24 protein-coding genes are annotated in these 26,459 nt (G+C 60.5%); 14 read left to right on the forward strand and 10 right to left on the reverse strand.

Annotated elements, in window-relative coordinates:
• The first annotated feature begins 37 nt into the window (after window positions 1-37).
• Genes BPHYT_RS32785 through BPHYT_RS32795 form a run of 3 tightly spaced genes read left to right on the forward strand, consistent with a single transcriptional unit; the run spans window position 38 to window position 2,777 of the window.
• Window positions 38-247 carry a DUF1656 domain-containing protein gene (locus BPHYT_RS32785; RefSeq protein WP_012428422.1) on the forward strand — a complete coding sequence of 70 codons (210 nt, stop codon included), beginning with the start codon at window positions 38-40 and terminating at the stop codon, window positions 245-247.
• Window positions 244-1,254, forward strand: a complete 1,011-nt coding sequence (locus tag BPHYT_RS32790) for an efflux RND transporter periplasmic adaptor subunit (RefSeq protein ID WP_012428423.1) — start codon at window positions 244-246, stop codon at window positions 1,252-1,254. Before BPHYT_RS32785 ends, BPHYT_RS32790 begins: the two co-directional genes overlap by 4 nt.
• Window positions 1,251-2,777 carry an efflux transporter outer membrane subunit gene (locus BPHYT_RS32795; protein ID WP_012428424.1) on the forward strand — a complete coding sequence of 509 codons (1,527 nt, stop codon included), beginning with the start codon at window positions 1,251-1,253 and terminating at the stop codon, window positions 2,775-2,777. Before BPHYT_RS32790 ends, BPHYT_RS32795 begins: the two co-directional genes overlap by 4 nt.
• A 263-nt stretch (window positions 2,778-3,040) precedes the next feature.
• On the opposite strand, the gene BPHYT_RS32800 is transcribed toward BPHYT_RS32795, so the two are convergent.
• The 6 genes from BPHYT_RS32800 to xylA all read right to left on the reverse strand — a co-directional run bounded on the left by BPHYT_RS32800 (window position 3,041) and on the right by xylA (window position 11,411).
• Entirely contained in the window at window positions 3,041-3,502 is a 462-nt protein-coding gene (locus BPHYT_RS32800) for a (2Fe-2S)-binding protein (RefSeq protein ID WP_012428426.1), read from the reverse strand.
• Window positions 3,503-3,533: 31 nt separating this feature from the next.
• Window positions 3,534-5,804 (reverse strand): xanthine dehydrogenase family protein molybdopterin-binding subunit, encoded by a 2,271-nt coding sequence (locus tag BPHYT_RS32805; RefSeq protein ID WP_012428427.1) that lies wholly within the window; start codon window positions 5,802-5,804, stop codon window positions 3,534-3,536.
• 251 nt (window positions 5,805-6,055) lie between these two features.
• Entirely contained in the window at window positions 6,056-7,255 is a 1,200-nt protein-coding gene (locus BPHYT_RS32810) for a sugar ABC transporter permease (protein WP_012428428.1), read from the reverse strand.
• Window positions 7,252-8,811, reverse strand: a complete 1,560-nt coding sequence (gene xylG, locus BPHYT_RS32815) for a D-xylose ABC transporter ATP-binding protein (protein WP_012428429.1) — start codon at window positions 8,809-8,811, stop codon at window positions 7,252-7,254. Before xylG ends, BPHYT_RS32810 begins: the two co-directional genes overlap by 4 nt.
• Before the next feature lie 79 nt (window positions 8,812-8,890).
• Window positions 8,891-9,919: a D-xylose ABC transporter substrate-binding protein gene (xylF, locus tag BPHYT_RS32820; RefSeq protein ID WP_012428430.1), complete on the reverse strand. Its 1,029-nt coding sequence runs from the start codon at window positions 9,917-9,919 to the stop codon at window positions 8,891-8,893.
• A gap of 169 nt (window positions 9,920-10,088) precedes the next feature.
• On the reverse strand, window positions 10,089-11,411 hold the full coding sequence (gene xylA / locus BPHYT_RS32825) for a xylose isomerase (protein WP_012428431.1): 1,323 nt from the start codon (window positions 11,409-11,411) through the stop codon (window positions 10,089-10,091).
• A gap of 271 nt (window positions 11,412-11,682) precedes the next feature.
• On the opposite strand from xylA, the gene BPHYT_RS32830 reads away from it, so the two are divergent.
• From BPHYT_RS32830 to BPHYT_RS32850, 5 genes are all read left to right on the forward strand, one after another.
• Entirely contained in the window at window positions 11,683-12,900 is a 1,218-nt protein-coding gene (locus BPHYT_RS32830; protein WP_012428432.1) for a XylR family transcriptional regulator, read from the forward strand.
• A 33-nt stretch (window positions 12,901-12,933) separates the two neighbouring features.
• Window positions 12,934-14,019, forward strand: a complete 1,086-nt coding sequence (locus BPHYT_RS32835) for an aldose epimerase family protein (RefSeq protein WP_012428433.1) — start codon at window positions 12,934-12,936, stop codon at window positions 14,017-14,019.
• A gap of 170 nt (window positions 14,020-14,189) precedes the next feature.
• Window positions 14,190-14,492, forward strand: a complete 303-nt coding sequence (locus BPHYT_RS32840; protein WP_012428434.1) for a DUF4148 domain-containing protein — start codon at window positions 14,190-14,192, stop codon at window positions 14,490-14,492.
• Between the two features lie 771 nt (window positions 14,493-15,263).
• Window positions 15,264-16,340: a polyamine ABC transporter substrate-binding protein gene (locus tag BPHYT_RS32845; RefSeq protein ID WP_238535787.1), complete on the forward strand. Its 1,077-nt coding sequence runs from the start codon at window positions 15,264-15,266 to the stop codon at window positions 16,338-16,340.
• Window positions 16,341-16,377: 37 nt separating this feature from the next.
• The gene (locus BPHYT_RS32850; protein ID WP_238535703.1) at window positions 16,378-16,821 is read left to right on the forward strand and encodes a cupin domain-containing protein; all 444 of its coding nucleotides are present in this window, start codon (window positions 16,378-16,380) and stop codon (window positions 16,819-16,821) included.
• Window positions 16,822-16,930: 109 nt separating this feature from the next.
• Here BPHYT_RS32850 and BPHYT_RS32855 read toward each other — a convergent pair whose 3' ends face one another.
• Window positions 16,931-17,428: a TetR/AcrR family transcriptional regulator gene (locus BPHYT_RS32855; protein WP_049869403.1), complete on the reverse strand. Its 498-nt coding sequence runs from the start codon at window positions 17,426-17,428 to the stop codon at window positions 16,931-16,933.
• Window positions 17,429-17,449: 21 nt separating this feature from the next.
• On the opposite strand from BPHYT_RS32855, the gene BPHYT_RS32860 reads away from it, so the two are divergent.
• The 4 genes from BPHYT_RS32860 to BPHYT_RS32875 all read left to right on the forward strand — a co-directional run bounded on the left by BPHYT_RS32860 (window position 17,450) and on the right by BPHYT_RS32875 (window position 20,713).
• Window positions 17,450-17,653 carry a hypothetical protein gene (locus tag BPHYT_RS32860; protein ID WP_238535704.1) on the forward strand — a complete coding sequence of 68 codons (204 nt, stop codon included), beginning with the start codon at window positions 17,450-17,452 and terminating at the stop codon, window positions 17,651-17,653.
• 307 nt (window positions 17,654-17,960) lie between these two features.
• Complete coding sequence (locus BPHYT_RS32865) at window positions 17,961-19,040, forward strand: linear amide C-N hydrolase (protein ID WP_012428439.1); 1,080 nt, start codon at window positions 17,961-17,963, stop codon at window positions 19,038-19,040.
• A 207-nt stretch (window positions 19,041-19,247) separates the two neighbouring features.
• Window positions 19,248-19,694: an NlpC/P60 family protein gene (locus tag BPHYT_RS32870; protein WP_012428440.1), complete on the forward strand. Its 447-nt coding sequence runs from the start codon at window positions 19,248-19,250 to the stop codon at window positions 19,692-19,694.
• A 206-nt stretch (window positions 19,695-19,900) separates the two neighbouring features.
• Window positions 19,901-20,713, forward strand: a complete 813-nt coding sequence (locus BPHYT_RS32875) for a GNAT family N-acetyltransferase (protein WP_012428441.1) — start codon at window positions 19,901-19,903, stop codon at window positions 20,711-20,713.
• Between the two features lie 22 nt (window positions 20,714-20,735).
• Here the strand turns inward: BPHYT_RS32875 and rimJ are convergent, their stop codons facing one another.
• Together rimJ and BPHYT_RS38480 are read right to left on the reverse strand one after the other, a co-directional pair.
• Window positions 20,736-21,311: a ribosomal protein S5-alanine N-acetyltransferase gene (gene rimJ, locus BPHYT_RS32880; protein ID WP_012428442.1), complete on the reverse strand. Its 576-nt coding sequence runs from the start codon at window positions 21,309-21,311 to the stop codon at window positions 20,736-20,738.
• Between the two features lie 197 nt (window positions 21,312-21,508).
• Complete coding sequence (locus BPHYT_RS38480; RefSeq protein ID WP_148225177.1) at window positions 21,509-21,964, reverse strand: hypothetical protein; 456 nt, start codon at window positions 21,962-21,964, stop codon at window positions 21,509-21,511.
• Here BPHYT_RS38480 and BPHYT_RS32885 point away from each other — a divergent pair.
• Entirely contained in the window at window positions 21,963-23,714 is a 1,752-nt protein-coding gene (locus tag BPHYT_RS32885) for a methyl-accepting chemotaxis protein (protein WP_012428443.1), read from the forward strand. The genes BPHYT_RS38480 and BPHYT_RS32885 overlap by 2 nt on opposite strands.
• 195 nt (window positions 23,715-23,909) lie before the next feature.
• Here the strand turns inward: BPHYT_RS32885 and BPHYT_RS32890 are convergent, their stop codons facing one another.
• Window positions 23,910-24,860 carry a LysR family transcriptional regulator gene (locus tag BPHYT_RS32890; protein WP_012428444.1) on the reverse strand — a complete coding sequence of 317 codons (951 nt, stop codon included), beginning with the start codon at window positions 24,858-24,860 and terminating at the stop codon, window positions 23,910-23,912.
• A 141-nt stretch (window positions 24,861-25,001) separates the two neighbouring features.
• Here BPHYT_RS32890 and BPHYT_RS32895 point away from each other — a divergent pair, with 141 nt between their 5' ends.
• Window positions 25,002-26,432, forward strand: coding sequence for a sulfatase-like hydrolase/transferase (locus tag BPHYT_RS32895; protein WP_012428445.1), 1,431 nt, complete (start codon window positions 25,002-25,004; stop codon window positions 26,430-26,432).
• Window positions 26,433-26,459: the final 27 nt, after the last annotated feature.

Here is a 26,459-nt window from a genome sequence, read left to right on the forward strand (position 1 = left end):
CGTCGCCCATTTCCTTTCCTCTTGCCCACCTCCCGCGATGATCGGTGAAATCGATATCTTCGGCGTGTTCGTGCCGGCCGTGCTCGTGCTGATGTTGATCGCGTATCTGATCAACCTGGCCGTTCGCACGGTGCTCGCGCGCGTCGGCTTTTACCGCTTCGTCTGGCATCGCTCCATCTTCGATCTCGGCATCTATGTGCTGGTGCTGGGCCTTGTCGTCGTCGTTTCGCACAGACTAATAACGTGAAAAAAACCTGGTTCTCCGTCGGTCAAATTCTGCTGACCCTGATCGTCGTCGTCGCCGCGGCCCTCGTGCTGTGGAAACTGGTTGGCTACTACATGTTCGCGCCGTGGACTCGCGACGGACACGTGCGCGCCGACGTGATCCAGGTCGCACCGGACATCTCGGGACTGATTACGTCCGTCGACGTAGTGGACAACCAGCAGGTCAAGCAAGGCCAGGTGCTGTTCGTGATCGATCAGGCCCGCTACACGCTCGCGCTGCGCCAGGCGCAGGCCACCGCGCAACAACGTCGTGCCACGCTCGATCAGGCGCGCCGCGAAGACGCGCGTAATCGCAAGCTCGGCAACCTGGTCGCGGCGGAGGTGTCGGAAGAAAGCCGCTCGCGCGTCGAGACTGGGGAAGCCGCGCTCGCCGACGCGAACGTAGCGATCGACACCGCGAAGCTGAATCTGCAACGCGCCACGATCATGAGTCCGGTCGACGGTTATCTGAACGACCGCGCGCCGCGCGTCGGCGAATATGTCGCGGCGGGGCGCGCGGTGGTCGCGGTGGTCGATATGCATTCGTTCCGCGTCGACGGGTATTTCGAGGAAACCAAGCTGCGTGGCATCGACATCGGCCAGCCGGTCGATATCAAGGTGATGGGCGAACCGGCGGTGTTGCGCGGACATGTGCAGAGTATCGTCGCCGCAATCGAGGATCGGGACCGCACGCAAGGTTCGAATCTGCTGCCGAATGTGAATCCGGCTTTCAGTTGGGTGCGGCTCGCGCAACGGATTCCGGTGCGTGTGGCGCTCGATGAAGTGCCTGCGGATTTCCGCATGATCGCGGGGCGCACGGCGACTGTGTCGGTGCGTGATTTGTCGCCTGGCGGTAAGAAGCATCCGGATGCGGGGGCGTCGGGTGCGGTGGCGGCTTCGTCGTCGGCGTCGGCTGTTTCTACTGGCTCGGCTGCTTCGGCTGCACAGCCGGCGTCGGCGGCGGTCTCATCATCGGGCGCCTCGCAATGAAGCTGCCGCGCGCCCTGCCCTTATTGCCGTTGCTGCCTCTGCTGCCGTTGGCGGTTGCGCTCAACGGCTGCATGAACGTCGGTCCCAACTACTCGCTGCCGCAACAGGCGCTCGTCAACGCTCCGCTTGCCAACGCGCCGATCGAAGGCGCTGACACGTCCCTCACGACGCGCCAGAGCGTGCCGCCCGTATGGTGGAAGCTGTACGACGATCCGGTGCTGAACGGACTCGTCGACCAGGCGCTGCAATCGAACACCGACTTGCGCGTCGCGGCGGCTAATCTTGCGCGCTCGCGTGAAGCGTTGGGTGTAGCGCAGGCACAGGGCGGTTTTTCCGGCAAGAGTTCGGCGGTAATCGAACGCGCGCAGGAATCCGCCGAGCAATACTTGCTCACCGAAAAGCTGCCGGTCGTCAACGAAGGCGATATCGGCATCAGCATCTCGTATGAAATCGATCTGTTCGGCAAGTTGCGGCGCGGCGTGGAAGCGGCGCAAGCGGACACCGAGTCGGTACAGGCCGCCGCCGATCTCGCGCGGATCACCGTAGTGGCGGACGTGGTGCGCTCTTACGTCGAGCAATGTTCGGCCGCCGAGGAACTCAGGATCGCGCAACAGTCGCTGGCGCTGCAGAAACAGCGCGTGGACGTCTCGCGCCGCCTGCGCGACGCGGGCCGCGGCAATCAACCCGACGTAACGCGTGGGCAGACCCAGGTCGATACGTTGTCGGCGGATATCCCGCGTTATATGGCGCGTCGCAAGATCGCGCAGTACCGGCTCGCGGCGCTGCTCGCGCGCGCGCCTTCGGATCTGCCGCCGGCCGTGCTCGCGTGCGACAGGCTGCCGCAACTGCGCCAGCCGATTCCGATCGGCGACGGCGCCGCGCTGCTCAAGCGCCGGCCGGATGTGCGCGAGGCTGAGCGTGAATTGGCGGCATCCACGGCGCGGATCGGTGTCGCTACCGGAGCGCTGTATCCGACGGTGAGCATCGGTGCGTCGGCGGGCTTGACCGGCGTTCTGGAAGACCTCGGCACATCGCCCACGGCGCGCTGGGGCTTCGGTCCGTTGATCAGTTGGCAGTTCCCCACGAACGGTGCGCGTGGCCGTGTGCGTGAAGCGCAGGCGTCGAGCCAGGTGGCGTTGGCGAAGTTCGATGGCGTGGTGCTGACCGCGTTGCGCGAAACCGAAACCAATCTCGCGACCTATTCGTCGGATTACGCACGCGCCGATGCGCTGCGTGCCGCGGTCAAGTCGGCGAGCGAGTCCGCGGATGAAACGCACCGGCTGTATCGCGCGGGACGTGAGTCGTTTATTTCGGATCTGGATGCGACGCGCACGTTGACGTCCACGAAGTCTCAGGCAGCAGCTGCGGAGGGTCAGGTGGCCATCGATCAGGTCAACCTGTTCCTCGCGCTTGGTGGCGGTTGGGAAGTTGATCCGCGGAATGCTTCGGTTGGTTCCACGTCTGCGGCGGCGGTGCCGGTCAAGGCAACGCCAACGGTTGCAACGAAAGCGAAAGCGCCTTGAAGCACGCTGCGTCCCGCAGCGACGCACGCTAAGCTTACGAATTATTTTTTACTTTCTTTCTTTTGCCTTTCATTTCGGGTTAAATACATGTCACCAACCACTCAATACGGGGACATGTATGTCGCAATTCATGAAAAGCGCAGCCACGCTAGGCGGCTGCATTGGCATTTTTACGGCGGTCGTCGCCGTGGTGGAATTGCTGGCAGGTTGAGCGTACGCGGCGATTTTTGCGTTAGCTGCTGACGCGAAACAAGCCGGCGGCGTTACGCGGGGCGGCGCAGTGCCGCCGCCTGATGGATCGCCGCCCGTACCCTCGGATAGGTGCCGCAACGGCACACAATGTGCGACATTGCCGCGTCGATGTCGGCGTCCGTCGGTTTGGGCTTGTGCTTGAGCAGCGCGCAGGCCGCCATCAGTTGGGCGCTCTGGCAATAGCCGCACTGCACCACATCGAGATCGATCCACGCGGTCTTCAATGCCTGTGCTTCAGGACCCTGCAAACCCTCGATGGTCGTGATCTTCTGCGTGTGAAGGCTCGACATGAGCGTCTGACAGGCGAAGCACGGTTCGCCGTCCACATGAATCGTGCACGCGCCGCAAATGCCAACGCCGCAACCGAACTTGGTGCCCGTCATGCCGAGTTCGCAACGCAGCACCCACAGAAGCGGCATGTCCGGCTCGCTCTGCACCGCGACTGCCCGGCCGTTGATATTCAGCGATCCCATGGCTGCCTCCTGTTTTTGAATTCGGCGTGCTTCACGCGAGCTTCAACGGCAGCGAGCGCAAGCGCTGGCCGGTCAGTTTGAACACCGCATTGGCCACTGCCGGCGCGACCGGCGGCACGCCCGCTTCGCCCACGCCTTGCGGATGAAGCTGGCTCGGCATGATGTCCGTGTCGATCACCGGGCAATCGTCGATTCGCACGACCGGGAAATCCAGAAAGTTTTTCTGCTGCACCTGACCGTTGACGAGCGTGATCTCGTCCTGCAATGCAGCGGAAAGACCGAAGACAACCGCGCTCTCCATCTGCTGACGAATCAGATTGGGATTCACCGGTATGCCGCAGTCGATCACGCAGACCACCCGATGCACACGAATCTTCTTCCCCGGCCCGATCGATACCTCCGCGACCTGCGCGACCACGCTGCCGAACGCCTCGTGCAGCGCGACGCCACGCGCGCGCGGCGCGCCGTCGGCGGCATGCGTCAGCGGATGCTCCCAGTCCGACAAAGCCGCCGCGCGCTTTAACACCGCCAGATGCCGCGGATGCTGTTCGAGCAGCGCGGCGCGAAACGCAATCGGGTCCTTGCCGGTCGCCACCGCAAGTTCGTCGGTAAAGCCCTCGGTGAAGAACGCCTGATGCGAGTGCCCCACCGAACGCCAGAACCCGACCGGCACTGGCAACTCGACGATCTTGTGTGCGACGCGCGCAGCGGGCCATTCGTAGGGCTGATCGAAGGCGCCTTCGCAGGTGGTCTTGTCGATCGGAAGGCGCGGCGCGCCGTAGTAGCGCGCGAGCGCTTCCGGCACGATCGCCTGACTCGCCGACGCGGCCTGCCACGCCACCAGTTTGCCGTCGTTGTCGAAACCGGCCTTCAGTCGCGACAGGCACGCCGGACGATAAAAGTCGTGGGTGAAATCCTGAGCTCGCGACCACAAGGTTTGCACCGGACGCCCGCCGCCCTCGCGCGCGATCGCGGCGGCTTGAGCGATGAAATCGAGCTCCAGACGCCGGCCGAACGCGCCGCCGAGCAGAAACGTTTGCACGTCGACTTTGTCCGCGTCGAGGTCCAGCACTTTCGCCACGTGATGCCGCGCGAGTCCGGGCATTTGCGTGGAGACCCAGACCGTGGCCGCGCCATCCGCCACTTGCACGGTGCAGTTGAGCGGTTCGACCGCGCCGTGCGCCAGATACGGCGCGCGATATTCCGCGCTGACGGTGCGCGCCGCGCGGGTCAACGCGGCATCGACATCGCCCAGATGGTAGTAAGCGTGGCCGTCGTTGTCGTCGAGGGCCTGCGCGAGGCGGCGGTCCGCGTCCGCGTTCGAGAGCTTCGCTGCCGGGCCGTCATGCCAGGTTACGTCGACGGCGGCGACCGCGTTCATCGCGCGAAACGGGTTATCGGCGATCACCGCGACGCCACCGGTTCCGCCGTTGTATGGCGCGACGGCGAACGCCTTGATGAAGCCCGGCATCTTGCCGGCGGCCGTCGCGTCGAACTTTGCCACCGAGCCGCCGAGCGTCGGACACATCTCGACGCTCGCGTAGAGCAGGCCGTCCGGCAACACGTCTATGCCGAAGCGCGCTGTACCGTTGATCTTCGACGCCGCTTCGATACGGCGCAGCGGTTTGCCGATCAGCTTGAAGTTGGCGGGGTCTTTCAGCGTCACCTTGCGCGGCAGCGCCTGCTGCGCGGCCATCGACGACAATTCACCGAAGCTCGCCTTATGCCCCGACGGGTGCAACACCTGACCGCCTTCAGCGCGGCATTCACCGGGCGGCACTTTCCATTGCGCGGCCGCCGCGCCGATCAGCATGGCGCGGGCCGAGGCGCCGGCTTCGCGCATGGGCGTCCATAGATCGTTGATGCTCGATGAACCGCCCGTCATCATCGTGCCGGCTTCGCGCACCAGCTTGCGGGTCATCCAGACGGTGGTGCGTTTAACGGTGCTGTCGTCATCGGGGCGAAACGGCAGGTCGTCGATGATGCTTTGCACGCTGTTGTAGATCTTGTCGATGGGCGAGTCTTCGACGCGCACCTGCGACCAGTCGGCGTCCAGTTCTTCGGCGAGCAGCATCGCGAGGCCGGTGTGGATGCCCTGCCCCATTTCCGCTTTGCACATCATGATCGTCACGCTGTTGTCGGCGGCAATCTTGACCCAGCCGTTGAGCGCCACTTGTGAGCCTTGCGCCGGCAGCGGCATGGACGTGGTCAAACGCTGACCCGGCGGCAATACCGACCACCCGACCACCAACGCGCCGACAGCGCCGGCGCCGCCGAGCAGAAAGGTTCTGCGTTTCAACATGGCATGGTTCGATCAGCTTGCACGGTGGCTGGGAAGCTGTGAAAGCGCGGGTCGGCGCCTGGCGTTGTTCCTCGGAATAGTAATAAGACGGGGCAGTGGATGTGGGACTTAAATGCGCGCGCTCAAGTCAGTGCGGCTTGGGGCGGGGGATGCGGGGGACGGCGAGGATGGGGGGTTGTCGTGGGGTGTTTCATTAAATGGGGGATGAGACGAGGTGCGTCGGCCTCGCGCCGCCGCACCTCCCTTCAACCTCACCGCCTGTTCGACCCCGACACGACATCGATCCACACGGCCAGCACAAGAATGCTGCCCTTCACGATCATCTGCCAATAAGCGTCGACGTCGAGCATCGACATGCCGTTATCCAGACTCGCCATCACCAACGCACCGATCAGCGCACCATAGACCGTGCCCGAACCGCCGCGCATCGACGTCCCGCCGATAAAGCACGCGGCAATTGCATCGAGCTCGCCCATCGATCCCGCTGACGGCGAACCCGCCGCCAGCCGCGCCGTATTGACGATGCCGCCGAATGCGCACATCAGCCCCATCAGCGCGAAGATCGCCAGTTTCACGCGGTTGGTGTTGACGCCCGAGAGCCGCGTCGCTTCGAGATTCGAACCGACCGCGTAGATACGCCGCCCGAACACGGTCTGCGTGGCGATCCACGTGAAAATACCCAGCAACGCGAGCAGCAACAGAACCGGCACCGGAATACCGCCGTAACGATCGAGCGTGGCGACGAAGCCCGCGAGAATCACACCCGCGCCAACCACTTTCACGACGTCCTGCCAGACCGGCACCACCCGCAACTGATAACGCTCGCGATTGCGCCGCTGCCGTATCGTCAGAAACGCCAGCAGCAGAAACAGCACTACCGCGAGCGTATCTCCCGCGAGCCGCGGCAAATACCCCTGGCCGACGAACACGAAACTGTCCGATACCGGCGCGATCGTCGAGCCGCCTGTCACGCCGAGCAGAATGCCGCGATACGCAAGCATGCCGCCGAGCCCGACGATAAACGAAGGCACGCGCCGGTAGGTCGACCACCATCCGTTGAACATGCCGACCAGCACGCCGAGCAGCATCACCACGGGCAACGTGACGCCGATCGGCCAGTGACGGTTGACGTCGAGTATTGCCGCCACGCCGCCGAGCAAGCCGAGCAGCGATCCCACCGACAGATCGATCTCGCCGGCGATGATCACGAACACCATGCCGCACGCGAGCATGCCGGTAATCGACATCTGCCGCAGCAGGTTCGACAGATTGCGCGGCGTGACGAACGCGCCATGCGTGAGCGCTGAAAAGAAAATCCAGATCGCGGCCACGGCGATCAGCAGCGCAAGAATCTTGTAGCGCGCGAACAATTGCTGAATACGCTGCGGACCGCCGAATGCGCCTCGCGGCACGGCTTCGTCGGCGCGTTGGGAAGTAACGTCGGGCGTCATGCGGCACTCGCTGCGGTTGGGTTCGGGGATCGCTGCACGGGACGGATCGCGGCGCTGAGAATGTCCTCCTGCGTGAGGCCGTCGTTGACGAAATCGCCTCGCAACTCGCCTTCGCCGATTACCAGCACGCGATCGCTGATGCCGAGCACTTCGGGTAATTCAGAGGACACCATCACGATCGACATGCCGCGCTGCGCCAGTTGAAAGATCAGCTTGTAGATTTCGTATTTCGCGCCGACGTCGACGCCGCGCGTGGGCTCGTCGAGAATCAGCACTTTCGGATTGGTCAGCAGCATGCGTGTCAGCACGGCCTTTTGCTGATTGCCGCCGGACAGACTCGCAATCGACAACATGGGATGCGCGGCGCGCACCGAAAGCCGCTTCATCTCCGTATTGATCGTATCGAGTTCGGCCGCGGAGTCGATTCGTCCACCCGACGCAAAGCGCTGCAGCACCGCTAGCGTGATGTTGTGACCGACGCTCAGCCCCGGCACGATGCCGTGACGTTTGCGATCTTCCGGCACCATGCCGATGCCCGCGCGAATCGCATCGACGGGTGCGCGAATCTTGAGCGGCTTGCCGTCCATCACCACGGTCGCCTCGCTCACGCCGGGATACGCGCCGAAGATCGCCTGCATCAACTCCGTGCGCCCCGCGCCGACCAGACCGGCCACGCCGAGAATCTCGCCGTGCCGCAGCCCGAACGACACGTCGTTCACACGCTTGCGGCGCGGATTGGTCACGTCGAAGCAAGTGACGTGGCGCGCTTCGAAGATCACGTCGCCGATCGGATGCGGCTCGCGTGGAAACAGGTTCTTGATCTCGCGGCCCACCATCAACGAAATGATGCGGTCGGTGGTAAGCGCGCGCATCGGCTCGGTCGCGACATGACGGCCGTCGCGAATCACGCTGATGGTGTCGCAAACGGCCGCCACTTCATCGAGCTTGTGCGAGATGTACACGCAGGCCACGCCGCGCCGCTTCAGATCGCGCACGATGTCGAGCAGAATCCGGATCTCGGAAGAAGTCAGCGAGGAAGACGGTTCATCGAGAATCAGCAGCTTCGCGCGCTTGTTCAGCGCCTTCGCGATCTCGATCAACTGTTGATGACCGCCGCCATAGTTCATCACCGGCTGCGCGGCATTAATACCGCTAATACCGAGTTCGCGCAGCAGTTCGTCGGCGCGCTGGTACATCGCGGCATAATTCATGCGGCCGCCGGGCAGCGTGATTTCATTGCCGAGAAAGATGTTCTCCGCCACGGACAACTCCGGCACCAGCATCAACTCCTGGTGAATGATGATGATGCCGGCGCGTTCGGTGTCGCGCACGCTGGCGGCTTTCAGCGGCTCGCCTTCCCAGATGATTTCGCCGTCCCACGTGCCCCACGGATACACGCCGGAGAGCACTTTCATCAACGTCGATTTGCCTGCGCCGTTCTCACCGCACAGGCCCACGCATTCGCCGGGCGCGACCGTGAGGTCGATGCCGTCGAGCGCCTTCACGCCGGAAAACGCTTTGACGATGCCGCGCATCGTCATGAGAGCTTGCGTCATTCGCTATGCCTCGCTGCAAGGCGCGCTGCGGCACCGATGCGTATGACACGCATCGAGGTCCGCCGCGCACACGTTACGCTCATTGGCTCGCGAGCTGGGCCTGGCTATAGAAGCCGTCCTTGACGACTACATCGACATTGCTCTTTGTGAGCAACGTGGGTTGCAGGAGCACCGTGTCGACTTTCTTCTTGCCGTTGTCGTATTGCGAGTTAAAGGCGGGTTTTTCGCCCTTTGCAAGCGCCACAGAGAGCTTGGCCGCTTCGCCGGCAATCAGTTTCAGCGGCTTGTAGACGGTCATGGTCTGCGTGCCGGCAATCACACGCTTCACGGCCGCGAGGTCGGCATCCTGGCCCGACACCGGCACCTTGCCCGCCATGTGCTGCGCAGCGAGCGCCTGGATCGCGCCACCGGCGGTGCCGTCGTTCGAGGCGACGATCGCGTCGATCTTGTTGTTATTCGCCGTCAGCGCATCTTCGACAATGCGCAGCGCCGTGGACGCGCTCCATTCCGGTACCCATTGCTGACCGACTACTTTGATATCGCCCTTATCGATGGCGGGCTTCAGTATCTTGAGCTGGCCTTCGCGCAGCATCTTGGCGTTGTTGTCGGTCGGCGCGCCGCCGAGCAGGAAGTAGTTGCCCTTCGGTTGCGCGTTGTAGACGCCTTGCGCCTGCAATTCGCCGACCTTTTCGTTATCGAAGGAGATGTAAGCGTCTACGTCGGCATCGAGAATCAGGCGGTCGTATGAAACCACCTTGATGCCCGCTTTCTTCGCTTCGGCGACCACGTTGCCGAGCGTCTTCGAGTTGAACGGCACGATCACGATGACATCGACACCGCGCGAGATCAGGTTTTCGATCTGCGAAATCTGGCGCGCTTCGCTCGCGTCGGCGGATTGCACCGACACTTTCGCGCCGAGTTTTTCCGCTGCGGCAACGAAATAGTCACGATCGCGCGACCAGCGCTCGACGCGCAGATCGTCGATACAGAAGCCAATTTCCGGGTGATCCTTGCTTGCATGCGCGAGCGGCGCGACAAGCGACAGGCTGGCGAGCACCGCTCCACAGACGAGCGAACTCAATACGGTACGACGCGTTGCGAATTTCATCTCTGTCTCCTTCTTCTGATAGCCGGAATACCGGATTGGACGGTTTGCGCTGCGAGCTGCAAGACCGGACAAGCGACAACCCAAAGCTTCTATTCACGCGGTCGACGTGGCCGCGCAATTTTTTATTTAGTGTTGCGACTTCTTGATGCACTGCTTCCTGAAACGCTGATCACCGTCCGCTATAAATCGCCTGATTCACGATGTTTTCCATCAACTCCTGATGGCCGCTTGCGTGCTGCGGGTTAAGACCGCGCGCCATTGCTTCCTCAGCCAGCGCAGAGAGCGAATAATCGCCGGAGGAAATCTTGCGACCGAACTCCGCGTCCCAGCCCGAGTAGCGCTGGCGTTTGAATTGATCGAGACGGTCGTTTTCGATCAGCACCGCCGCGCGCTCGACGGCGAGCGCGAGGTTATCGATCGCACCGATGTGGCCGTAGAAAAGATCTTCCGGATCGACGCTTTGGCGCCGCACTTTCGAATCGAAATTCATGCCGCCGGTTGTGAAGCCGCCGTGTTTGAGAATTTCGTAGAAGGCGAGCGTCAGCTCTTCCACACTATTTGGGAATTGATCCGTATCCCAGCCGTTTTGCGGATCGCCGCGATTCGCATCGACGCTGCCGAAAATACCCAGCGCGTAAGCCGTGGCGATCTCGTGATGAAACGAGTGGCCCGCGAGCGTCGCGTGATTGGCCTCGATATTCACGCGAATCTCTTTGTCGAGCCCGTGCTGCAGCAAGAATCCATGCACGGTCGCGACGTCGTAATCGTATTGATGCTTGGTCGGCTCCTGCGGTTTCGGTTCGATCAGCAGCGAGCCTTTGAAGCCGATCTTGTGCGCATGGTCGACGACCATATGCAGAAAACGGGCGAGTTGATCGCGTTCACGCACGAGGTCGGTATTGAGCAAGGTGTCGTAACCTTCGCGGCCGCCCCACAGCACATAGTTATCGCCGCCCAGCCGTTGCGTCGCATCGAGCGCATGGCGCACCTGTGTCGCCGCAAACGCGAACACCTCCGGATCGGGACTGGTCGCGGCGCCGGCCGCGTAACGCGGATGCGAGAACAGATTGGCCGTGCCCCACAGCAGCTTGATACCCGTGCTCTCCTGCTTGCGCGCCAGATAGTCGGTGATGCGTAAGAAGTTTTCGCTGTACTCCTTCAGGTTCGACCCTTCAGGCGAGACGTCGGTATCATGAAACGTGTAGTACGGCGTGCCCAGCTTCGAGAAGAACTCGAATGCGGAATCCGCTTTTTGCTGCGCCCGTTCCATTGCGTCGCCGGCTTGCTGCCAGGGACGCCGAAACGTGCCTTGCCCGAAAATATCCACACCCGGCCAAACAAACGTATGCCAATAGCACACGGCAATGCGCAGATGTTCTTCGAGTGTCTTGCCGAGCACCTTCTTGCTTTTATCGTAGTGACGGTACGCAAGCGGGTTATCCGATTGAGGGCCTTCGTAGCGGATCTCGGGAATGTGTTCGAAGTAAGACATCAGCGTCTCCAGTTTATGGTGCACCGCAACCCGTGCGACGTCGCCGCGCCGGTTGACAAGGTGACGCCATGCTGCCGCTTGCACGATGCGTCGGCAATTGCGAAATTGCGCAGCGTGCTTGATGTTTCTTACCGCCCTTGATTTTGTTTCGCACCGGCGCGCGATTCGGGGCCTAGAATAACCAGACGCTTAAAACCGGTGCTGTTCAAATTAAGCATCCAACAGGAGACGAAGGTGTGACGGGCAATTGGCCCGTGCGCCGCTCACCGCCATGACCCGTCCGCAAACACCACAGACGACCCATCGGATCGCGCTGCTGTTCAACGCGAACAAGGTCTACGACCGCGAGATCATCACCGGTATCGGTAACTACCTGCTGTCCACGCGCGTGGCATGGGATCTCTTTCTCGAAGAAGATTTTCGCTGCCGGCTGACGGGCATCGAGCGCTTCGACGGCGACGGCATTATCGCGGATTTCGACGATCCCGCCGTGGGCGAAGCGCTGCGCGATTGTCCGTTGCCAGTGGTCGCCGTGGGTTCGTCGTTCGAAGATCCGGCGCACTATCCTCCGGATTTACCCTATATCGCCACCGACAACGGCAAGCTCGTCTCGCTTGCCTACACGCATCTGATCGGCGCGGGCCTCGAGCACTTCGCGTTGTACAGCTTGCCGCAGGCGCAGGAGAACCGCTGGGCGCAACAGCGCGAACTCGCGTTCGCTCATTTGCGCAGCGCGGATGGACATAGCGTGGAGCAGATCGATGGCGAGATCTATCGCGGGCTTTCGACCAGCGCGCCCTCATGGAACCAGGCGACCGAGCAACTCACCGCGTGGCTGCGGGATTTGCCGAAGCCGGTCGGCATCATCGCCGTGACCGATGCGCGTGCGCGGCATTTGCTTCAGGCGTGTTTGATCGCCGGCATTCCTGTGCCCGAAGAAGTCGCGATCATCGGCATCGACAATGATCCGCTGACGCGTACGTTGACCCGTATTCCGCTTTCTTCGGTGATTCAAGGCACGGAGGAAATGGGGCGCACCGCGGCTCACCTCTTGCATCAGATGCTGCGTGGTGCGCGCTTTCCCGGGCGGCGCATTCTCGTTCCGCCGGTCGGCATCAACGTGCTCGAATCGACGAAGCACGAACCGCTGGCGAGTCCGTATGTCATGCGGGCGCGGCACTTCATTCGACAGTACGCGTGCCAGGGCATTCGCACCGAACAGGTTGCCGACTATGTTGGCGTGTCGCGTTCGTCGCTCGAAGAGTATTTTCGGCGCGAACGGCAGTGCACCGTGCATCAGGAAATCTTGCGTCATAAACTCGATGTCGCAAAGGCATTGCTGGCGAAGCGCGATGCGTCGAGCGCGGAAGTGGCGATCCGTTGCGGCTTCACGTCGCTGCAATACATGTACGCCGTGTTTCGCCGTGAACTCGGCTGTACGCCGCGCGAATACCAGGAGCAGGCGAATTCGACGTCCGCGCCGGGCTGAGCATGCCTATTCTCTTTTCTTTTCACTGACGACATGATCAGCATCGCACAACTTTCTTCCGAGCCGTGGGGCACATTGCGCGGCGGCGATTCCGTTCGACTCTTCACGCTGCGCAATGCGCACGGTATGAAAGTCGCCATCAGCGATCTCGGCGCGACGCTGGTCTCGTGGCATGCGCCGGATCGCTCCGGCGTGCTCGGCGATATCCTGCTCGGCCACGACACGCCCGCTGAATATGTGGCGGCTACCACTTATATGGGCGGACTGATCGGTCGCTGGGCGAACCGTATTGCCGATGCACGCTTTACGCTCGACGGCATCGAGTACACGCTCGATCGCAACGAAGGTGCGAATCTGCTGCATGGCGGCACGGTAGGTTTTCATCGCTCGCTGTGGGACGTGAGTGAGGACAATGGTGCGTTGCTCATGCGGTTGGAGTCGCCCGAAGGCGATGCCGGCTTTCCGGGCAACGTGACTACGCAAGTGCGCTACTCGCTCGACGACGATGGCACGCTGACCATCGCCTACGAAGCAATCACCGATGCCGCGACGCCGCTCAATCTGACGAGCCATCCGTATTTCAATCTCACGGGCCGACCTGGTGCCGACATTCGCGGCCACGTGTTGTCGATCGCTGCCGAGCGCTTCTTTGAAGTCGATGCCGCCATGATTCCGTGCAAGCTCGCGGAAGTGGCGGGCAATGCCTTCGATTTCCGGCAGAGCGCACCGATCGGCGCGCGGCTCGACTGGCCGCACGCGCAGTTGGCGACAGCCGGCGGTTTCGATCATTGCTACGTGCTGCACGATGCACGCGACGCCGGCAAAAACGGCGCCACTCCGCCAATGCGCCAGGTTGCCTGCGCTTACGATCCCGGCAGCGGACGCGAATTGACCGTGTCGACTGATCAACGCGGCTTACAGTTTTATAGCGGCAACTGGTTGAAGGGCGACACAGGACGCGGCGGCGTTGCGTATCAAGCGCATGCCGGTTTGTGTCTCGAAGCGGGCGGCTTTCCAAACCAGGTCAATATGGCTGAGCAGGACGACGTGATCGTGCGAGCCGGCGACACGTATCGGCAAGTGACCGCGTACCGTGTCGGTGTACGGCAAGGCGTGTGACGCGATTGTTCGTATATTACGGATGACATTACAGCACGCCGACTTACTGTTTGTGGCAACACTGAATTACTGTATCAGGGGTTTCCCCTGGATCACGCCCTTCCTAGAATCCGTGCATAGCGCCGACGATTGCTGCGGCGCCCAATAAAATATTCTCGGAGGGAAGCAACATGAAATCGCTTATCAAAGCCGTGGCACTAGTTGCAGTGTTCGCAGCACCGGTGGCATCGTTCGCACAATCCGAGCAACCGGTCACGCGTGCCGAGGTCAAGGCGCAATTGAAACAGATCGAACAGGCCGGCTATAACCCCGCGGTCGCAACCGACTCCACCTACCCCGCTGACATTCAAGCAGCCGAAGCACGTGTCGCCGCACAAAACAGTGGAGCGGCGGGATATGGTCCTTCCTCCGCCGGCTCCTCGGAAACCGGCTCTAATGTCCCTGCTGGGAATCCGAATCTGCAAGGTCAGTAGTACGCAATCTGGTTTGGGCAATTCGATGCGAGCGCATGGTTCAGGCATGCGCTCGTGTTTGTGCGTCGAATGCGAGACCATGACAGCGCAACGTCAGAAAGTCCTTTGACGAAAATAATGGCTCGGCTATCCTAAGGTGGCAGTTCGATGGTTCTCGGGCATGCACTCCTGTGCATCGTGAGAACTTCTACTCAACGTCGCTTCGGGTTCAATCGTGAAAGTCCGTGGTCCATTGGTGAGATACCAGCGCGGTCGGGAAAGAACGATCCTGTTCGGCTGTCCGATTGCTCATCAGGGGAGCAACTGCGCTTCGCCGTCCCGTCCCCTGTCTATCGATACCGTCTTGTCGCGTCGCTCCGTGCGCCGGCATAACGTCATTGCCGCGCCTTCAGCCATTCCTGTGCGTACCGACGAAATCGCGTCGCTTCTGCCTTAGCCCCCTTCTCTTTTCGCGAGGCTGTGTTGCATGCGGGGACCGTTCGTTTAGCGGTCGCACGCCTGTCATGCATTTGCCTGTTCGTGCTTAGCAAGTTCGCTTGCTAGCGCGCGACGGCTTATAGCGCTCGCTTATTCGTATCGTTTTAGTTCTGCTGTGTGCTTGCGCTGCGGCAGGCGGCGTCACGTCTCTTTGTGTTTGGCATTCTTGTGGAATGTGCGGACTCGGAGCGACGGTATGCGCGCGTCTGTGCTGTGGCGAAAACTGAAGTTCAATATCAAGGAGATTGCAGAATGAAGATTCGTCACGCCACCCTTCTTTCGCTCGCCGGCACGATGCTGTGCTCGCTGACCGCTTTGACCGCGATGAACGCCGCGCGCGCCGCGGATACATCGCTGAATGTCTACAACTGGTCCGACTACATTGCGAAGGACACGATTGCCAACTTCGAGAAGCAATCCGGCGTCACCGTGAAATACGACAGTTACGATAGCGACGATACGTTGCAGGCCAAATTGCTCGCGGGCAGTTCGGGCTATGACATCGTAGTGCCGACATCGAGCTATATGGCGCGGCAGATCGAAGCCGGCGTGTATCAGAAGATCGACAAGTCGAAGATGCCCAACCTCGCCAATCTCGATCCTGGTTTGATGAAGCTGATTGCCGATGCCGATCCTGGCAATCAATACGGCGTGCCTTGGGCGTGGGGCACCGATGGAATCGGCTACAACGTGCAGGCGGTGAAGCAAGCGCTCGGTGGTGAAGCGCCGGTGGATAGCTGGTCGCTGTTGTTCGACCCGGCGAATCTGTCGAAGGTGAAGAGTTGCGGCGTGTCCTTTCTCGATTCGGCCGCGGATGTTTTCCCCGCTGTGCTTCAGTACATGCATAAGAATCCGAACAGTACCAATCCCGGCGACTACCAGGCCGCGTATGAAGTGCTGAAGAAGGTGCGGCCGTATATCACGCAGTTCAATTCGTCCGGCTATATCAATGATCTGGCGAACAACGATATCTGCGTGGCGTTCGGCTTTTCCGGCGATGTGGGGATTGCGCGGCGGCGTGCTTCCGAGGCCAAGCGCACGTATGAGGTTCGGTTTTCGAATATCAAGGACGCGGGTTTGGTTTGGATGGACGTGATGGTAATTCCGAAGGACGCGCCGCATCCGGAAGCGGCGATGAAGTGGATGAACTACATCGAAGATCCGAAAGTGAGTGCGGAGATTACGAATGAGGTTTTTTACCCGACTGCGAATCGTGCGGCGCGGCAGTTTGTGACGCCGGCTATTGAGCAGGACGCGAATGTTTATCCGCCTGAGGCCGTGTTGAACAAGATGACGTTGATGCGGCCGCAGCCGGCGCCGATCATGCGGTTGGAGAATCGGCTTTGGGCGCAGTTGAAGTCGGGGAATTGAGGCGCTTTGTCGCTGGCGGTTGGATTGGTGACTTCAGGTGAGTCTTTTGGGCGTGGCGCGGGCAGTGGGTGCAGGCGCTGCGCTTCTTTTTTCTATTCTTCTTTCTATTCGAGACGTTATGAGTATTTTAACTATTGTGGATTTTTCGGCACCAGCTAAGGAAAGTAGTGAGTACATGCCCAAGGCGGAGGCTGTGCTGGCTGGTGATCCTTTGCAAATGGTTCATACGCATTTTGCCAGCCCTTGTGGGCAGCTTGCGGCTGGGACTTGGGAGGGCACCTGCGGCCAGTGGGCTGTTAATTTTACGGAGAGCGAGTATTGCGAGATTCTTGAGGGTGTGTCGGTGATTCGCGATGCGGACGGCGTGGCGAAAACTGTGCGCGCTGGGGATCGGTTCTTGATTCCTGCGGGGTTCAAGGGAACCTGGGAGGTTGTTGAGCCGTGCAGGAAGGTTTTTGTTTCGGTGGAGTTTAAGGGGTAGGCCGATGCGAGGCGGACGCGTAACGATTTTGCGCGCAGCCGTCGGCCGCGAAGCGGAACAACGCCGCTCGCTCCCATACGCGATCCATGACTGGTTCTCACTGGGCAGTCTATCCGCCGCGCCTTTCCGCTTTTCCCTTGTTGCGTGATCCGCGTTTATCCGCCTCCGGCCACGCGGACATGGCAACGTCGATGATGCTGCCAAGCGCGTCACCCGATGCGCCCGCCTGTGGAAGATTCAAAACGGCCTGCAAAACGCCGAGGTAGTACCAGGCAAAGGCGTCCACATCGGTCCCCGGGGCAACTTCGCCGTTCGTCACGCCTTGCCGCAGTAGATCCGCGAAGATCTCGCGCTGCCGTGCGACACCGGCAAGTGCTGTCGTCTTTCCCGCCGCCGCAAGGTCCAGCAGTTCGGCAGTACTTCGCGACAACAGGCAGCCTGCAGGCCGTCGCGATGCTGCCGGCTTTGGCAAGAAATCGCGCAGTATCGCTGCCACGCTTTCTCGCGCGGAGTCCACGCGAGCTGAATTCATCCGGCGTAGCACGCGCTCCGTGTAGACGGACAGCGCATCGCGAAACAGGCCGTCCTTGTCGCCGAACCGCTGCATTTCAAGGAAAACTTCAAGGGCGTGTGGAAGTTCGAGCCCGACGTCGCGAAGATCCGCGTGATTCCGCTGAGTGCTGACGTCGCACAACTGTACGCACCCACTCGGGTCACGGTGGGCGCTTCGGAAGCGACGGCAAAGACCGCGTCGTTTCTCGTCTATGAAACGGCAGTGCGAACCGCTGACGGCTGGCGCATCGCGTCGATTGTGCCGGTGCCTGCGCAATAGTAGTGCGTATTCTCTCGTGCTGTTGTCGTCAGCCGGGCCTGCTGCACGACAACTGACGGGTGGGCGTACAGCATGCATGAGAGAGTTCGAGACGCAGTGTGGCCATGAAGCGCCCGCCAAGGCCGTCGCATCGAGCGACTGCCCCAGCAGCTTCGAGCGGACGATCGCGGCCACCGTCATACGAGTAAAATGGCCCGGGCTTGCCAGCCGATATGCGTGCGGGCCAACCAACGCGCATGAGACGGTGCGAGCCACGTGCGTAGTTTTCGAGCACGCCCGTCTCCCCTCACCAGAGTAAGGAGTTGATATGCGGCACTCGCCTGGTTCGGTTCTACCCTGTCTTCTCGCCGCAGCGACGCTGATTGTCACACCGGTCGCATCGATCGCCTGCACGCGGGTTGTATATCTTGGCGCCGACAACGACGTCATCACGGCGCGGTCGATGGACTGGAAGCTTGACATTTCCACCAATCTCTACGTGCTCCCCCGTGGTATTTCCCGCAACGGCGAGGCTGGTCCGAACTCGCTGAAATGGACGGCCAAATACGGTAGCGTCGTCGCTACTGGCTATGACGTCTCCACGACCGACGGCATGAACGAAAAGGGCCTCGCTGCTGAATTGCTCTGGCTCGTGGAATCGCAATACCCGGCTTTCGACAAGAACTCGAAACCCGGGCTCACCATCGCCGCCTGGGCGCAGTACGTACTCGACAACTTCGCTACCGTCTCGGAAGCCGTAGCTACGCTCGAGAAAGAGCCTTTCACGGTCGTCTCAGACAACGTCCCCGGGGAACGGCGCCTGGCCACACTGCACCTCTCCATGTCAGACGCCACCGGTGACAGCGCAATTGTCGAGTACATCGCCGGCAAGCAGGTCATCCACCACGGTCGGCAGTATCAGGTGATGACCAACTCTCCGACTTTCGATGAACAGCTTGCCCTGAATGCTTACTGGAAGCAGATCGGCGGAACCGTCTGGCTGCCTGGCACCAATCGCTCGGCCGACCGCTTTGCGCGCGCCTCGTTCTACATAAACGCCATACCCAAAAGCGAAGATCCTGTCGTCGCCCTTGCCAGCGTATTCAGCGTAATCCGCAACGTGTCCGTGCCGTTCGGGATTACCACCGCGGATGAGCCAAACATCTCGTCCACCCGCTGGCGCACTGTTGTCGACCATAAGCGGATGCTCTACTTCTTCGAGTCGGCCCTTACCCCTAACACATTCTGGGTCGACCTCAAGAAAGTTGACTTCTCCGCTGGCGCACCCGTCAAACGCCTCGACCTTGGTCCGGACCAGCGCAATACCTTCAATGGTGAAGTCTCTGGATCCTTCAAGCCCGCGCCGCCGTTTCCGTTCCTCGGGCTCGACGCGGGTAAGTCCCGCTGACGCATAGAGTCGGAACCGGCCATGCCGCGTACGACCGCGGGGCAAAGTGCAACCATAAGCGGTCACTCGACACTAGCGCACAGATCGTTGACACTTCTACCTCTTGTCATTGACCTTCTCACTCACCTCGTAATGGGCACTGATTTCGGGAGCGCAACATGCGGTCTACGCGCCGGTTGAAGAAGAAAATCTCTAAGGAGCACGTTAATGAGCGAAGCGTCACAAGCAACAGATGCTAACGCGCCTGCCTGGCTAAGCGTCGCGCTCAAGGAGCAAGGCATCAAGCGCTACGATGCGGGACAATGCAATCCCCGAATCGCCGAATACAATAATTGCACCCAGCTCGCTGGCTACGACGACAAAATCGCATGGTGCTCCTCGTTTCTAAACTGGTGCATGGAACAATCGGGCATTCGCGGAACCGGCTCCGCTTTAGCTCGCTCGTGGCTCACCTGGGGGCAACCGCTCGAGAAACCGAGATACGGTTGCATTGCCGTTCTGACTGCCGATGACGCGGTCGATTGGAAGGGACACGTTGGATTGTTTCTCCGAATCGATGCCAAGCACGTCTATCTTTTCGGGGGCAACCAACTCCAAGAGGTCCGGGAACTCGAATATCCGCGCCATCGTGTGCTGGCCTACCGCTGGCCTTGACGCCCGGCGCTTTGTTCATGCGTTAGGCTTACAGCGCCGCTAGCAGTCAATTTCGGCGACCGAAACGATCGAGTAGATCGTTGACAATCGCGACTACGGAGCTGGATTTCCACGAGTTCACCAGCGGATTTTGATCCGATTGACTGAGCAATCAATTCGCATAAAAGCGAAGGAAACGTTTCCGTTTGTTGATAACGATACCAGGAATGCAATATTTCCCCGATAACCTCGGTCTCGCAACTGATCTATTGCTGCATGCGGAGATCGGGACCGTCGAGTCACGCGATGAATATATCGTCGTCCGTACACCAGACGCGCCCGAATACTTTTTCGGCAACATGCTCGTCTTGCAGCAGCGACCCTCAGTAAGTGACCTGAAATTGCTGGAGCATGACTTCGGTCAGCTCATCGGGACACCACCGCTAATTGCACACCGGACATTCGTGTGGCCGGAAAGCGCCGACAGCGTGGTGGCCCTCGACACGTTCGTAGAACAAGGCTACGACGCCACCGTCTGCCGGGTCCTCGTGGCGCATCCCGGCGCAATAAATCCAGTTGCGACCAATTCTCTGGTCAAAGTGCGCCCGTTTGCCTTGGAGCAGGAATGGGACGATTGGTCCCGAATGCAACTCGCCGCCATGCCAGATCCGACCGACATTACCTCACAGCGTTACATAACGCATCAGCAGAGGGCTTACAGGAGCCTGATCGAACGCGGCCTGGGAAACTGGTGGGGAGCCTTTATTGGCGATGAACAGGTGGGAAGTCTTGGTCTGTTCTTTCTTGACGGAATTGGGCGTTTCCAGACAGTTATTACGGGGGCTAAGCATCGAAACCGAAATGTTTGCAAAACTTTGATGACCGAAGTTATCAGGCTGTCAGCCGGGCGGTCGCACCGGCTTGTCATAGTTGCAGACGAAACCCACCATGCCGGAACAATATACGAGGCAATGGGTTTTCGGCAGCAGGGGCGATTGGCCAGCGTGTGTCAAGCGCCGCGCAATACTGCGGCGCGCTGAGCCCATTGAGGCGATGCCTTATTTAGTCAAGATCATCCGGATTAAGCAACGAGGTCAACACATGGTCGGCCCACGAACCATTAATCTGTAAATAGGACCGCGCCACACCCTCCTTCTCGAAACCAAGGCGAGCTAGCAGCAGTCCGCTGCGGGTGTTCTCAGGTCGATAGTTCGCCATGATGCGATGCAATCCCATAGTCTTGAACGCATACGGAATGGCCGCCGTCAGAGCTTCCGTCATCAGGCCTTTCCCTTCCGCGTCCATCGCGATAGAGAATCCAAGATGACACGCCTGGAACGGTCCTCGAACGACATTGGTAAAGTTGCAATCGCCCAGCAATTCGCCACTTTCGCTGTCGAATAACAAGAAATGGACGGCGTTTCCTGCTGCAGTCTGAGTAGCCATCGACCGCAACCTGCCTGCAACGGCATCTATTTCGAAGAAGCTTTCGGAGCGAGCCGGTTCCCACGGCTGAAGGTGGGCACGATTTGATATGCAGTACGCGTGCAACGCAACGGTACTCTCTTCGTTTGCGACTCGCAGCGTCATACGTTCGGTAAGAATTCCGTCGGCAAGACCGAGGTGGGAATTCAGCATACGTCTATCATTTTTCAGTGGGCAGTGAGGGGGCGAGATCTTATCCACGTCGCGCAGTGCAATGAACGCGAAATTCCCGGGATTCTAACCGGAGAGTGTGCGCGCATGATGCGCTCGAGGATTAGGCACGGATGGTGCCGCGAAAGACTGGTCTGCGAAATATCGAAAGTCTGTTGTGGGTCGGTGACAGAAAAAGTTCAGCGTCGAGCCCGCTTAAGGACAACAGCTGGCCGACCATATAGGTCGCTGTTAGGCGGAGCGGGCATCTGCAAAAGATTCGTCAGTTGCTGCGATTCAACATCGCTGTGTGAATCAGCAACCCGAAGAATCAGTGTGCGAGGCCGAGTTGCAAATTCAAGCCTCGTAGAGCTTCCAGAATCGTCCAATATTCCGAAGCGTTCAACAAACACCCTCCCGGCAATCCTATGATGAATGGCGTCGCTTCCGCCATTTAAAAAATCAATTGCGCGCAAACCTTTGCGCCAAGCTGCGCAGCGTTTGCCCTCCTTCAGCGATGCGCCAACGCGCCGTAATACCAGATGCATGGGCGTGAAGGTTTTGCCCTGTGCTGCCTGAAGCACGCCTTCTGGCATACCCACCCGCTCGAATGCCCTCCCCCGTGCACCAACAATTGGCAACTGGAGTTGAAACATGAATCTCAGCAATCTGTCAGTGAAGGCAAAACTCACGGGAGCTTTTGGCTTGTTCGCCGCTATTGTCCTTATCGTGTCAGGCATTTCCCTGAAATCACTGAACGATGCCAACGACCGATTCGCAAATTTCGTGTCGGGCGTCAATGCCCGCGCCAATATTGCTGCGCAGGTTCGAACCGCGGTTGACCGACGTGCGATTGCCGCGCGCAACATGGCGCTCGTGACCACGCCGGGCGATTTCGAAACGGAAAAGGCCGCTGAAGCGCAGGCCCAGATGGATGTCCAGTCGAACATCGCGAAACTCAACCAGATGGTTTCGTCCGCGACCGACGCAACGGAAAAGACCCGCAGCCTTGTGAGCGAAATCAACCGGATCGAGACAGCTTATGCACCTGTCGCCCAGGCAATCGTTGCTCTCGCCGTTGGAGGCAAGCACGACGAGGCGGTGAAGAAAATCGACGACGATTGCCGGCCGCTGCTCGCCGCCCTGGTCAAAGCAACGGACGACTACGCGCAATACACGCGCACTCATGAAGAGGAACTCGTCCAGCAGTCCGAGGAACACTATTCAGCGCAGCGGAATTTGCTGATGGCGATCTCTCTCGCCGCTGTCGCGTTGGCGGTCGTGGCGGGCATGGTTATCACGCGCGGATTGCTGCGTGCACTTGGCGCCGAGCCGGTGGCTCTCGATGAGGTTACACGGCGTGTTGCCGCTGGCGATCTGAGTCCCGTCGCGGGCGCGAAGAATGCGCCGGGCGGGAGCGTACTCGCCTCGATGGGTGAAATGCAGGCAAGTCTCGTCAGCCTGATCGGTCAGGTGCGTACGGCCGCAGACAGTATTGCGACCGGCTCCAGCCAGATTGCTTCGGGCAACGTCGATCTTTCGTCCCGCACCGAACAGCAGGCTGCGTCGCTGCAGGAAACCGCGTCGAGCATGGAAGAGCTGACTTCGACAGTGAAGCAGAACGCGGAGAACGCTCAACAGGCAAGCTCGCTTTCCGCCAACGCGTCCGAAGTGGCGCTGAAGGGCAACGAGGTGGTGAGTCAGGTCGTCGGTACGATGGGCGAGATCAGCACGAGTTCGACGCAGATTGCGGAGATCACGGGAATCATCGAAGGCATCGCGTTCCAGACCAACATCCTGGCGCTGAACGCGGCGGTGGAGGCGGCCCGGGCAGGCGAACAGGGCCGTGGATTCGCGGTGGTGGCAAGCGAAGTCCGCAGCCTCGCGCAACGTTCGTCTAGCGCGGCGAAGGAAATCAAGGATTTGATCAACGCGTCCGTTCAGAAAATCCATGACGGATCATTGCTCGCGAATCAGGCGGGAAAGACGATGTCGGAGGTCACGCAGGCTGTCGCGCGAGTGACCGACATCATGGGCGAAATCGCCGCCGCGTCGACGGAACAAAGCCGGGGCATCGAACAGGTCAACCACGCGATCACGCAGATGGACGAGGTCACGCAGCAGAACGCCGCGCTGGTGGAGGAAGCGGCGGCCGCATCCAAGTCGCTCGAAGACCAGGGGCGGCAACTCAATAAGGCCATTTCGTTCTTTCGTCTGGAGGCCGGCGCCGTTTCGACTGTAATGGATGGACAGGCATCTTCAGTCCATCGTCAGGTGGCACGTAAACAACCTGTACGGCGGACCATTGGGAACACCGCGGCGGCGGCCCGTCCGCTCGCTGCGTCGGTTGCCTCGGCAGGCGCGGCAACAACGGCCATTAATAACGATGGCTGGGACAAATTCTGAGGCTGGTTGAACGAAGTAATCAGCAAAGCCGGCCATGGAGACAATCGAAAAGATCAGCGTACCCAAGCTTGCGTCGCTCTAGTCCTCAGGAACGTTTGCCCGGAGAAATGCAGCCGTGGTAGACGTCTTATTGGTGGATTGCGAGCCGTGACTTCAGCGTCGAGTGTGCTTCAAAAGCGGACCCTGTTAAACAGCCTATGGCAATAGAAATGTTGAGATCGTCTTTTCGGCGGACTCAATACAACCTAGCGCGACAGGCAAGACAGGGTTCGCCGACGTATGGTTATAGAAGAGCTGCACGGTCTCCAGAAAGCGCGTGCCTTCTAGCGGCAGGATGGCGAGTTTCTCGCGATTCACGCCCTGCCGTGCGACCGCAAGCGGCATGAGCGCGAGGAAAGGATACGCGCCGATCATCGCCTCGTTTGCCTGCAACGAGATGGACTGCACGCATCCATCGGGAAACTCGAGGCCGTGCTCGTGCATCCATTCCTGCAATGCGAGGAATGTGGGCGCTTCGCGTGGCGGCAGGATCCAGGGGAGTTCCACGAGGTCGGCGGCGCTGATTGTGCGGCGCGCCGCGAGTGGATGATCACGTCCACACACCACCACGATTGGATCATCCAGAACAGCATGTGATGCGAACGCAGCCGCGTCCGCACGCGGCGGACCGGTGCGGCTCAGCACGAAGTCGAGCGCGCCGGCGCCGAGCATCGGAAAGAGCCGGTCGCTGGTGGCCTCAAAGAAGCTCACATTCACGTGCGGTGCGCGCTTTTTCAACTCGAGCACGAGTTGCGGCGCGAACACGGGCATCACCGTTGCCACCGCGCCGACAGACACCTTGCCCGAAATGCCGCTCGTCAGCGCATCGACTTCGAAGCGCGCCTGTTCGAGTTGATGGAACACCTCGCGAGCGCGCTTCATCAGCGTCTCGCCGACAGGCGTGAAAAACAGCCGATTGCCGACGCGCCTCAGCACGGGCACGCCTAGCCCGGCTTCCAGTTCCGCGAGCTGCTTCGATACGGCGGGCTGCGTGACATTGAGCTTTTCGGCGACGAGCCGGATTTGCCCAAGGCTGTCGAACATCGTGAGCAGGCGCAGGTGGCTGAGCTTCAGCCCCGCCTGAAAAAAGCGCTCGATGGGATCCATGTGTCGTAACCGATACGTGACGGGCGAATAACCAATGGTTATGCGCTTTACAAAAAATGTCAATTGCAAGTCATGCGCCCTTCGACCACCATGGATTGCAGGAGACGCGGCACCGCAAGCACGGGCCGCACAGACAACGCAATGAAACCCACGAACGTCCTCTTCATCCTGTCTGACGAGCACCAGCACAACCTGATGGGCTGCGCCGGGCACCCGGTCATCAAGACGCCCTCGCTCGACGCGCTCGCGCAGCGCGGCACGCGCTTCGAGAACGCCTACACGCCGTCGCCGATCTGCGTGCCGGCGCGGGCAAGCCTCGCGACGGGGCGCTATGTCCACGACATCCGCTGCTGGGACAACGCGATCGCCTACGACGGCAGCACGCCGGGCTGGGCGCAGCACCTGTCGGCGAGCGGCGTGCTGACGGAATCGATCGGCAAGCTGCACTACAAGTCGGACGCGTCGCCCGTCGGATTTCGCCGGCAGCAACACGCGGTGCATATCCTCGATGGGATTGGCCAGGTGTGGGGGTCGGTGCGCAATCCGATGCCCGAAACCATGGGCCGCTCGCCGCTATACGACAAGATCGGCCCCGGCACGTCCGACTACAACCGCTTCGACATGCGCGTCGCCGATACGGCATGTGGCTGGCTCGGTGAGCATGCCGCCGACGACAAGCCCTGGGTGCTGTTCGTCGGGCTCGTCGCACCGCACTTTCCGCTCGTCGTGCCGCAGGATTTTCTCGATCTCTACGATCCACGCGAAATCGACCTGCCGCTACTGCATCCGTCGACGGGTTATGTACGGCATCCGTGGGTGGAGCGTCAGGCGCGGCATATGGATCACGATGCGGCGATCGGCAGCGACGAACGCAGGCGTCTTGCCGTCGCATGCTATTACGCGCTGGTGTCGTTCCTCGACGCGCAAGTCGGCAAAGTGCTTGCCGCACTGCGGGCAAGCGGACTCGACGATTCGACGACGATCATCTACAGCAGCGATCACGGCGATAATCTCGGCAAGCGCGGCATGTGGAACAAGTGTCTGATGTACCGCGAATCGACAGGTGTGCCGATGATCGTCGCGGGTCCTGGCATTCCGGCGAGCAAGGTGAGTGAAACGCCTGTGTCGCTGATCGATATCCAGAACACGCTGCTCGAATGCACGGGCTGCGAAGCAGCGCTGATCGATGGTCCAGGAAAGTCTCTCGTCGAACTCGCGTGTGCGGAAGACGACGTCGGGCGTCTCGCGTTCAGCGAATATCACGCTGTCGGATCGGAAAGCGCAGCGTATATGCTCGCGGATAGCCACTACAAGTATCACCATTATCTCGGCATGAAGCCGGAACTGTTCGATGTGAAGAACGACCCGGAAGAGATGCGCGATCTTGCGTCGCTGCCCGAATACGCCGACGTGCTCGCGCATTTCGAACGACAGCTTCGCGCGCTGCTCGATCCCGAAACCACCGATGCTGCCGCGAAAGCCGATCAGGACAGACTGGTCCAAGCATTCGGCGGCAGGGAAGCGGCGCTGCGAACGGGCACACCCGCAGCGACGCCCGTGCCGGTTGAATAGCACGCGTCACTTGCACGAACACACAGA

Origin of the sequence: Paraburkholderia phytofirmans PsJN, assembly GCF_000020125.1 — a bacterium.
Taxonomy (GTDB): Bacteria; Pseudomonadota; Gammaproteobacteria; order Burkholderiales; family Burkholderiaceae; genus Paraburkholderia; species Paraburkholderia phytofirmans.

Bases quoted from the DNA above. Each gene is read 5' to 3' on its own strand.
- xylA (WP_012428431.1), bottom strand. From the start codon at position 11,411: ATGTCTTACTTCGAACACATTCCCGAGATCCGCTACGAAGGCCCTCAA.
- BPHYT_RS32885 (WP_012428443.1), top strand. From the start codon at position 21,963: ATGAATCTCAGCAATCTGTCAGTGAAGGCAAAACTCACGGGAGCTTTT.
- BPHYT_RS32805 (WP_012428427.1), bottom strand. From the start codon at position 5,804: ATGTTGAAACGCAGAACCTTTCTGCTCGGCGGCGCCGGCGCTGTCGGC.
- BPHYT_RS32845 (WP_238535787.1), top strand. From the start codon at position 15,264: ATGCTGTGCTCGCTGACCGCTTTGACCGCGATGAACGCCGCGCGCGCC.
- BPHYT_RS32795 (WP_012428424.1), top strand. From the start codon at position 1,251: ATGAAGCTGCCGCGCGCCCTGCCCTTATTGCCGTTGCTGCCTCTGCTG.
- xylF (WP_012428430.1), bottom strand. From the start codon at position 9,919: ATGAAATTCGCAACGCGTCGTACCGTATTGAGTTCGCTCGTCTGTGGA.
- rimJ (WP_012428442.1), bottom strand. From the start codon at position 21,311: ATGCTGAATTCCCACCTCGGTCTTGCCGACGGAATTCTTACCGAACGT.
- BPHYT_RS32865 (WP_012428439.1), top strand. From the start codon at position 17,961: ATGCGGCACTCGCCTGGTTCGGTTCTACCCTGTCTTCTCGCCGCAGCG.
- BPHYT_RS32875 (WP_012428441.1), top strand. From the start codon at position 19,901: ATGCAATATTTCCCCGATAACCTCGGTCTCGCAACTGATCTATTGCTG.
- BPHYT_RS32895 (WP_012428445.1), top strand. From the start codon at position 25,002: ATGAAACCCACGAACGTCCTCTTCATCCTGTCTGACGAGCACCAGCAC.
- BPHYT_RS32890 (WP_012428444.1), bottom strand. From the start codon at position 24,860: ATGGATCCCATCGAGCGCTTTTTTCAGGCGGGGCTGAAGCTCAGCCAC.
- xylG (WP_012428429.1), bottom strand. From the start codon at position 8,811: ATGACGCAAGCTCTCATGACGATGCGCGGCATCGTCAAAGCGTTTTCC.
- BPHYT_RS32800 (WP_012428426.1), bottom strand. From the start codon at position 3,502: ATGGGATCGCTGAATATCAACGGCCGGGCAGTCGCGGTGCAGAGCGAG.
- BPHYT_RS32830 (WP_012428432.1), top strand. From the start codon at position 11,683: ATGACCCGTCCGCAAACACCACAGACGACCCATCGGATCGCGCTGCTG.
- BPHYT_RS32810 (WP_012428428.1), bottom strand. From the start codon at position 7,255: ATGACGCCCGACGTTACTTCCCAACGCGCCGACGAAGCCGTGCCGCGA.
- BPHYT_RS32870 (WP_012428440.1), top strand. From the start codon at position 19,248: ATGAGCGAAGCGTCACAAGCAACAGATGCTAACGCGCCTGCCTGGCTA.
- BPHYT_RS32840 (WP_012428434.1), top strand. From the start codon at position 14,190: ATGAAATCGCTTATCAAAGCCGTGGCACTAGTTGCAGTGTTCGCAGCA.
- BPHYT_RS32785 (WP_012428422.1), top strand. From the start codon at position 38: ATGATCGGTGAAATCGATATCTTCGGCGTGTTCGTGCCGGCCGTGCTC.
- BPHYT_RS32855 (WP_049869403.1), bottom strand. From the start codon at position 17,428: ATGCAGCGGTTCGGCGACAAGGACGGCCTGTTTCGCGATGCGCTGTCC.
- BPHYT_RS38480 (WP_148225177.1), bottom strand. From the start codon at position 21,964: ATGTTTCAACTCCAGTTGCCAATTGTTGGTGCACGGGGGAGGGCATTC.
- BPHYT_RS32835 (WP_012428433.1), top strand. From the start codon at position 12,934: ATGATCAGCATCGCACAACTTTCTTCCGAGCCGTGGGGCACATTGCGC.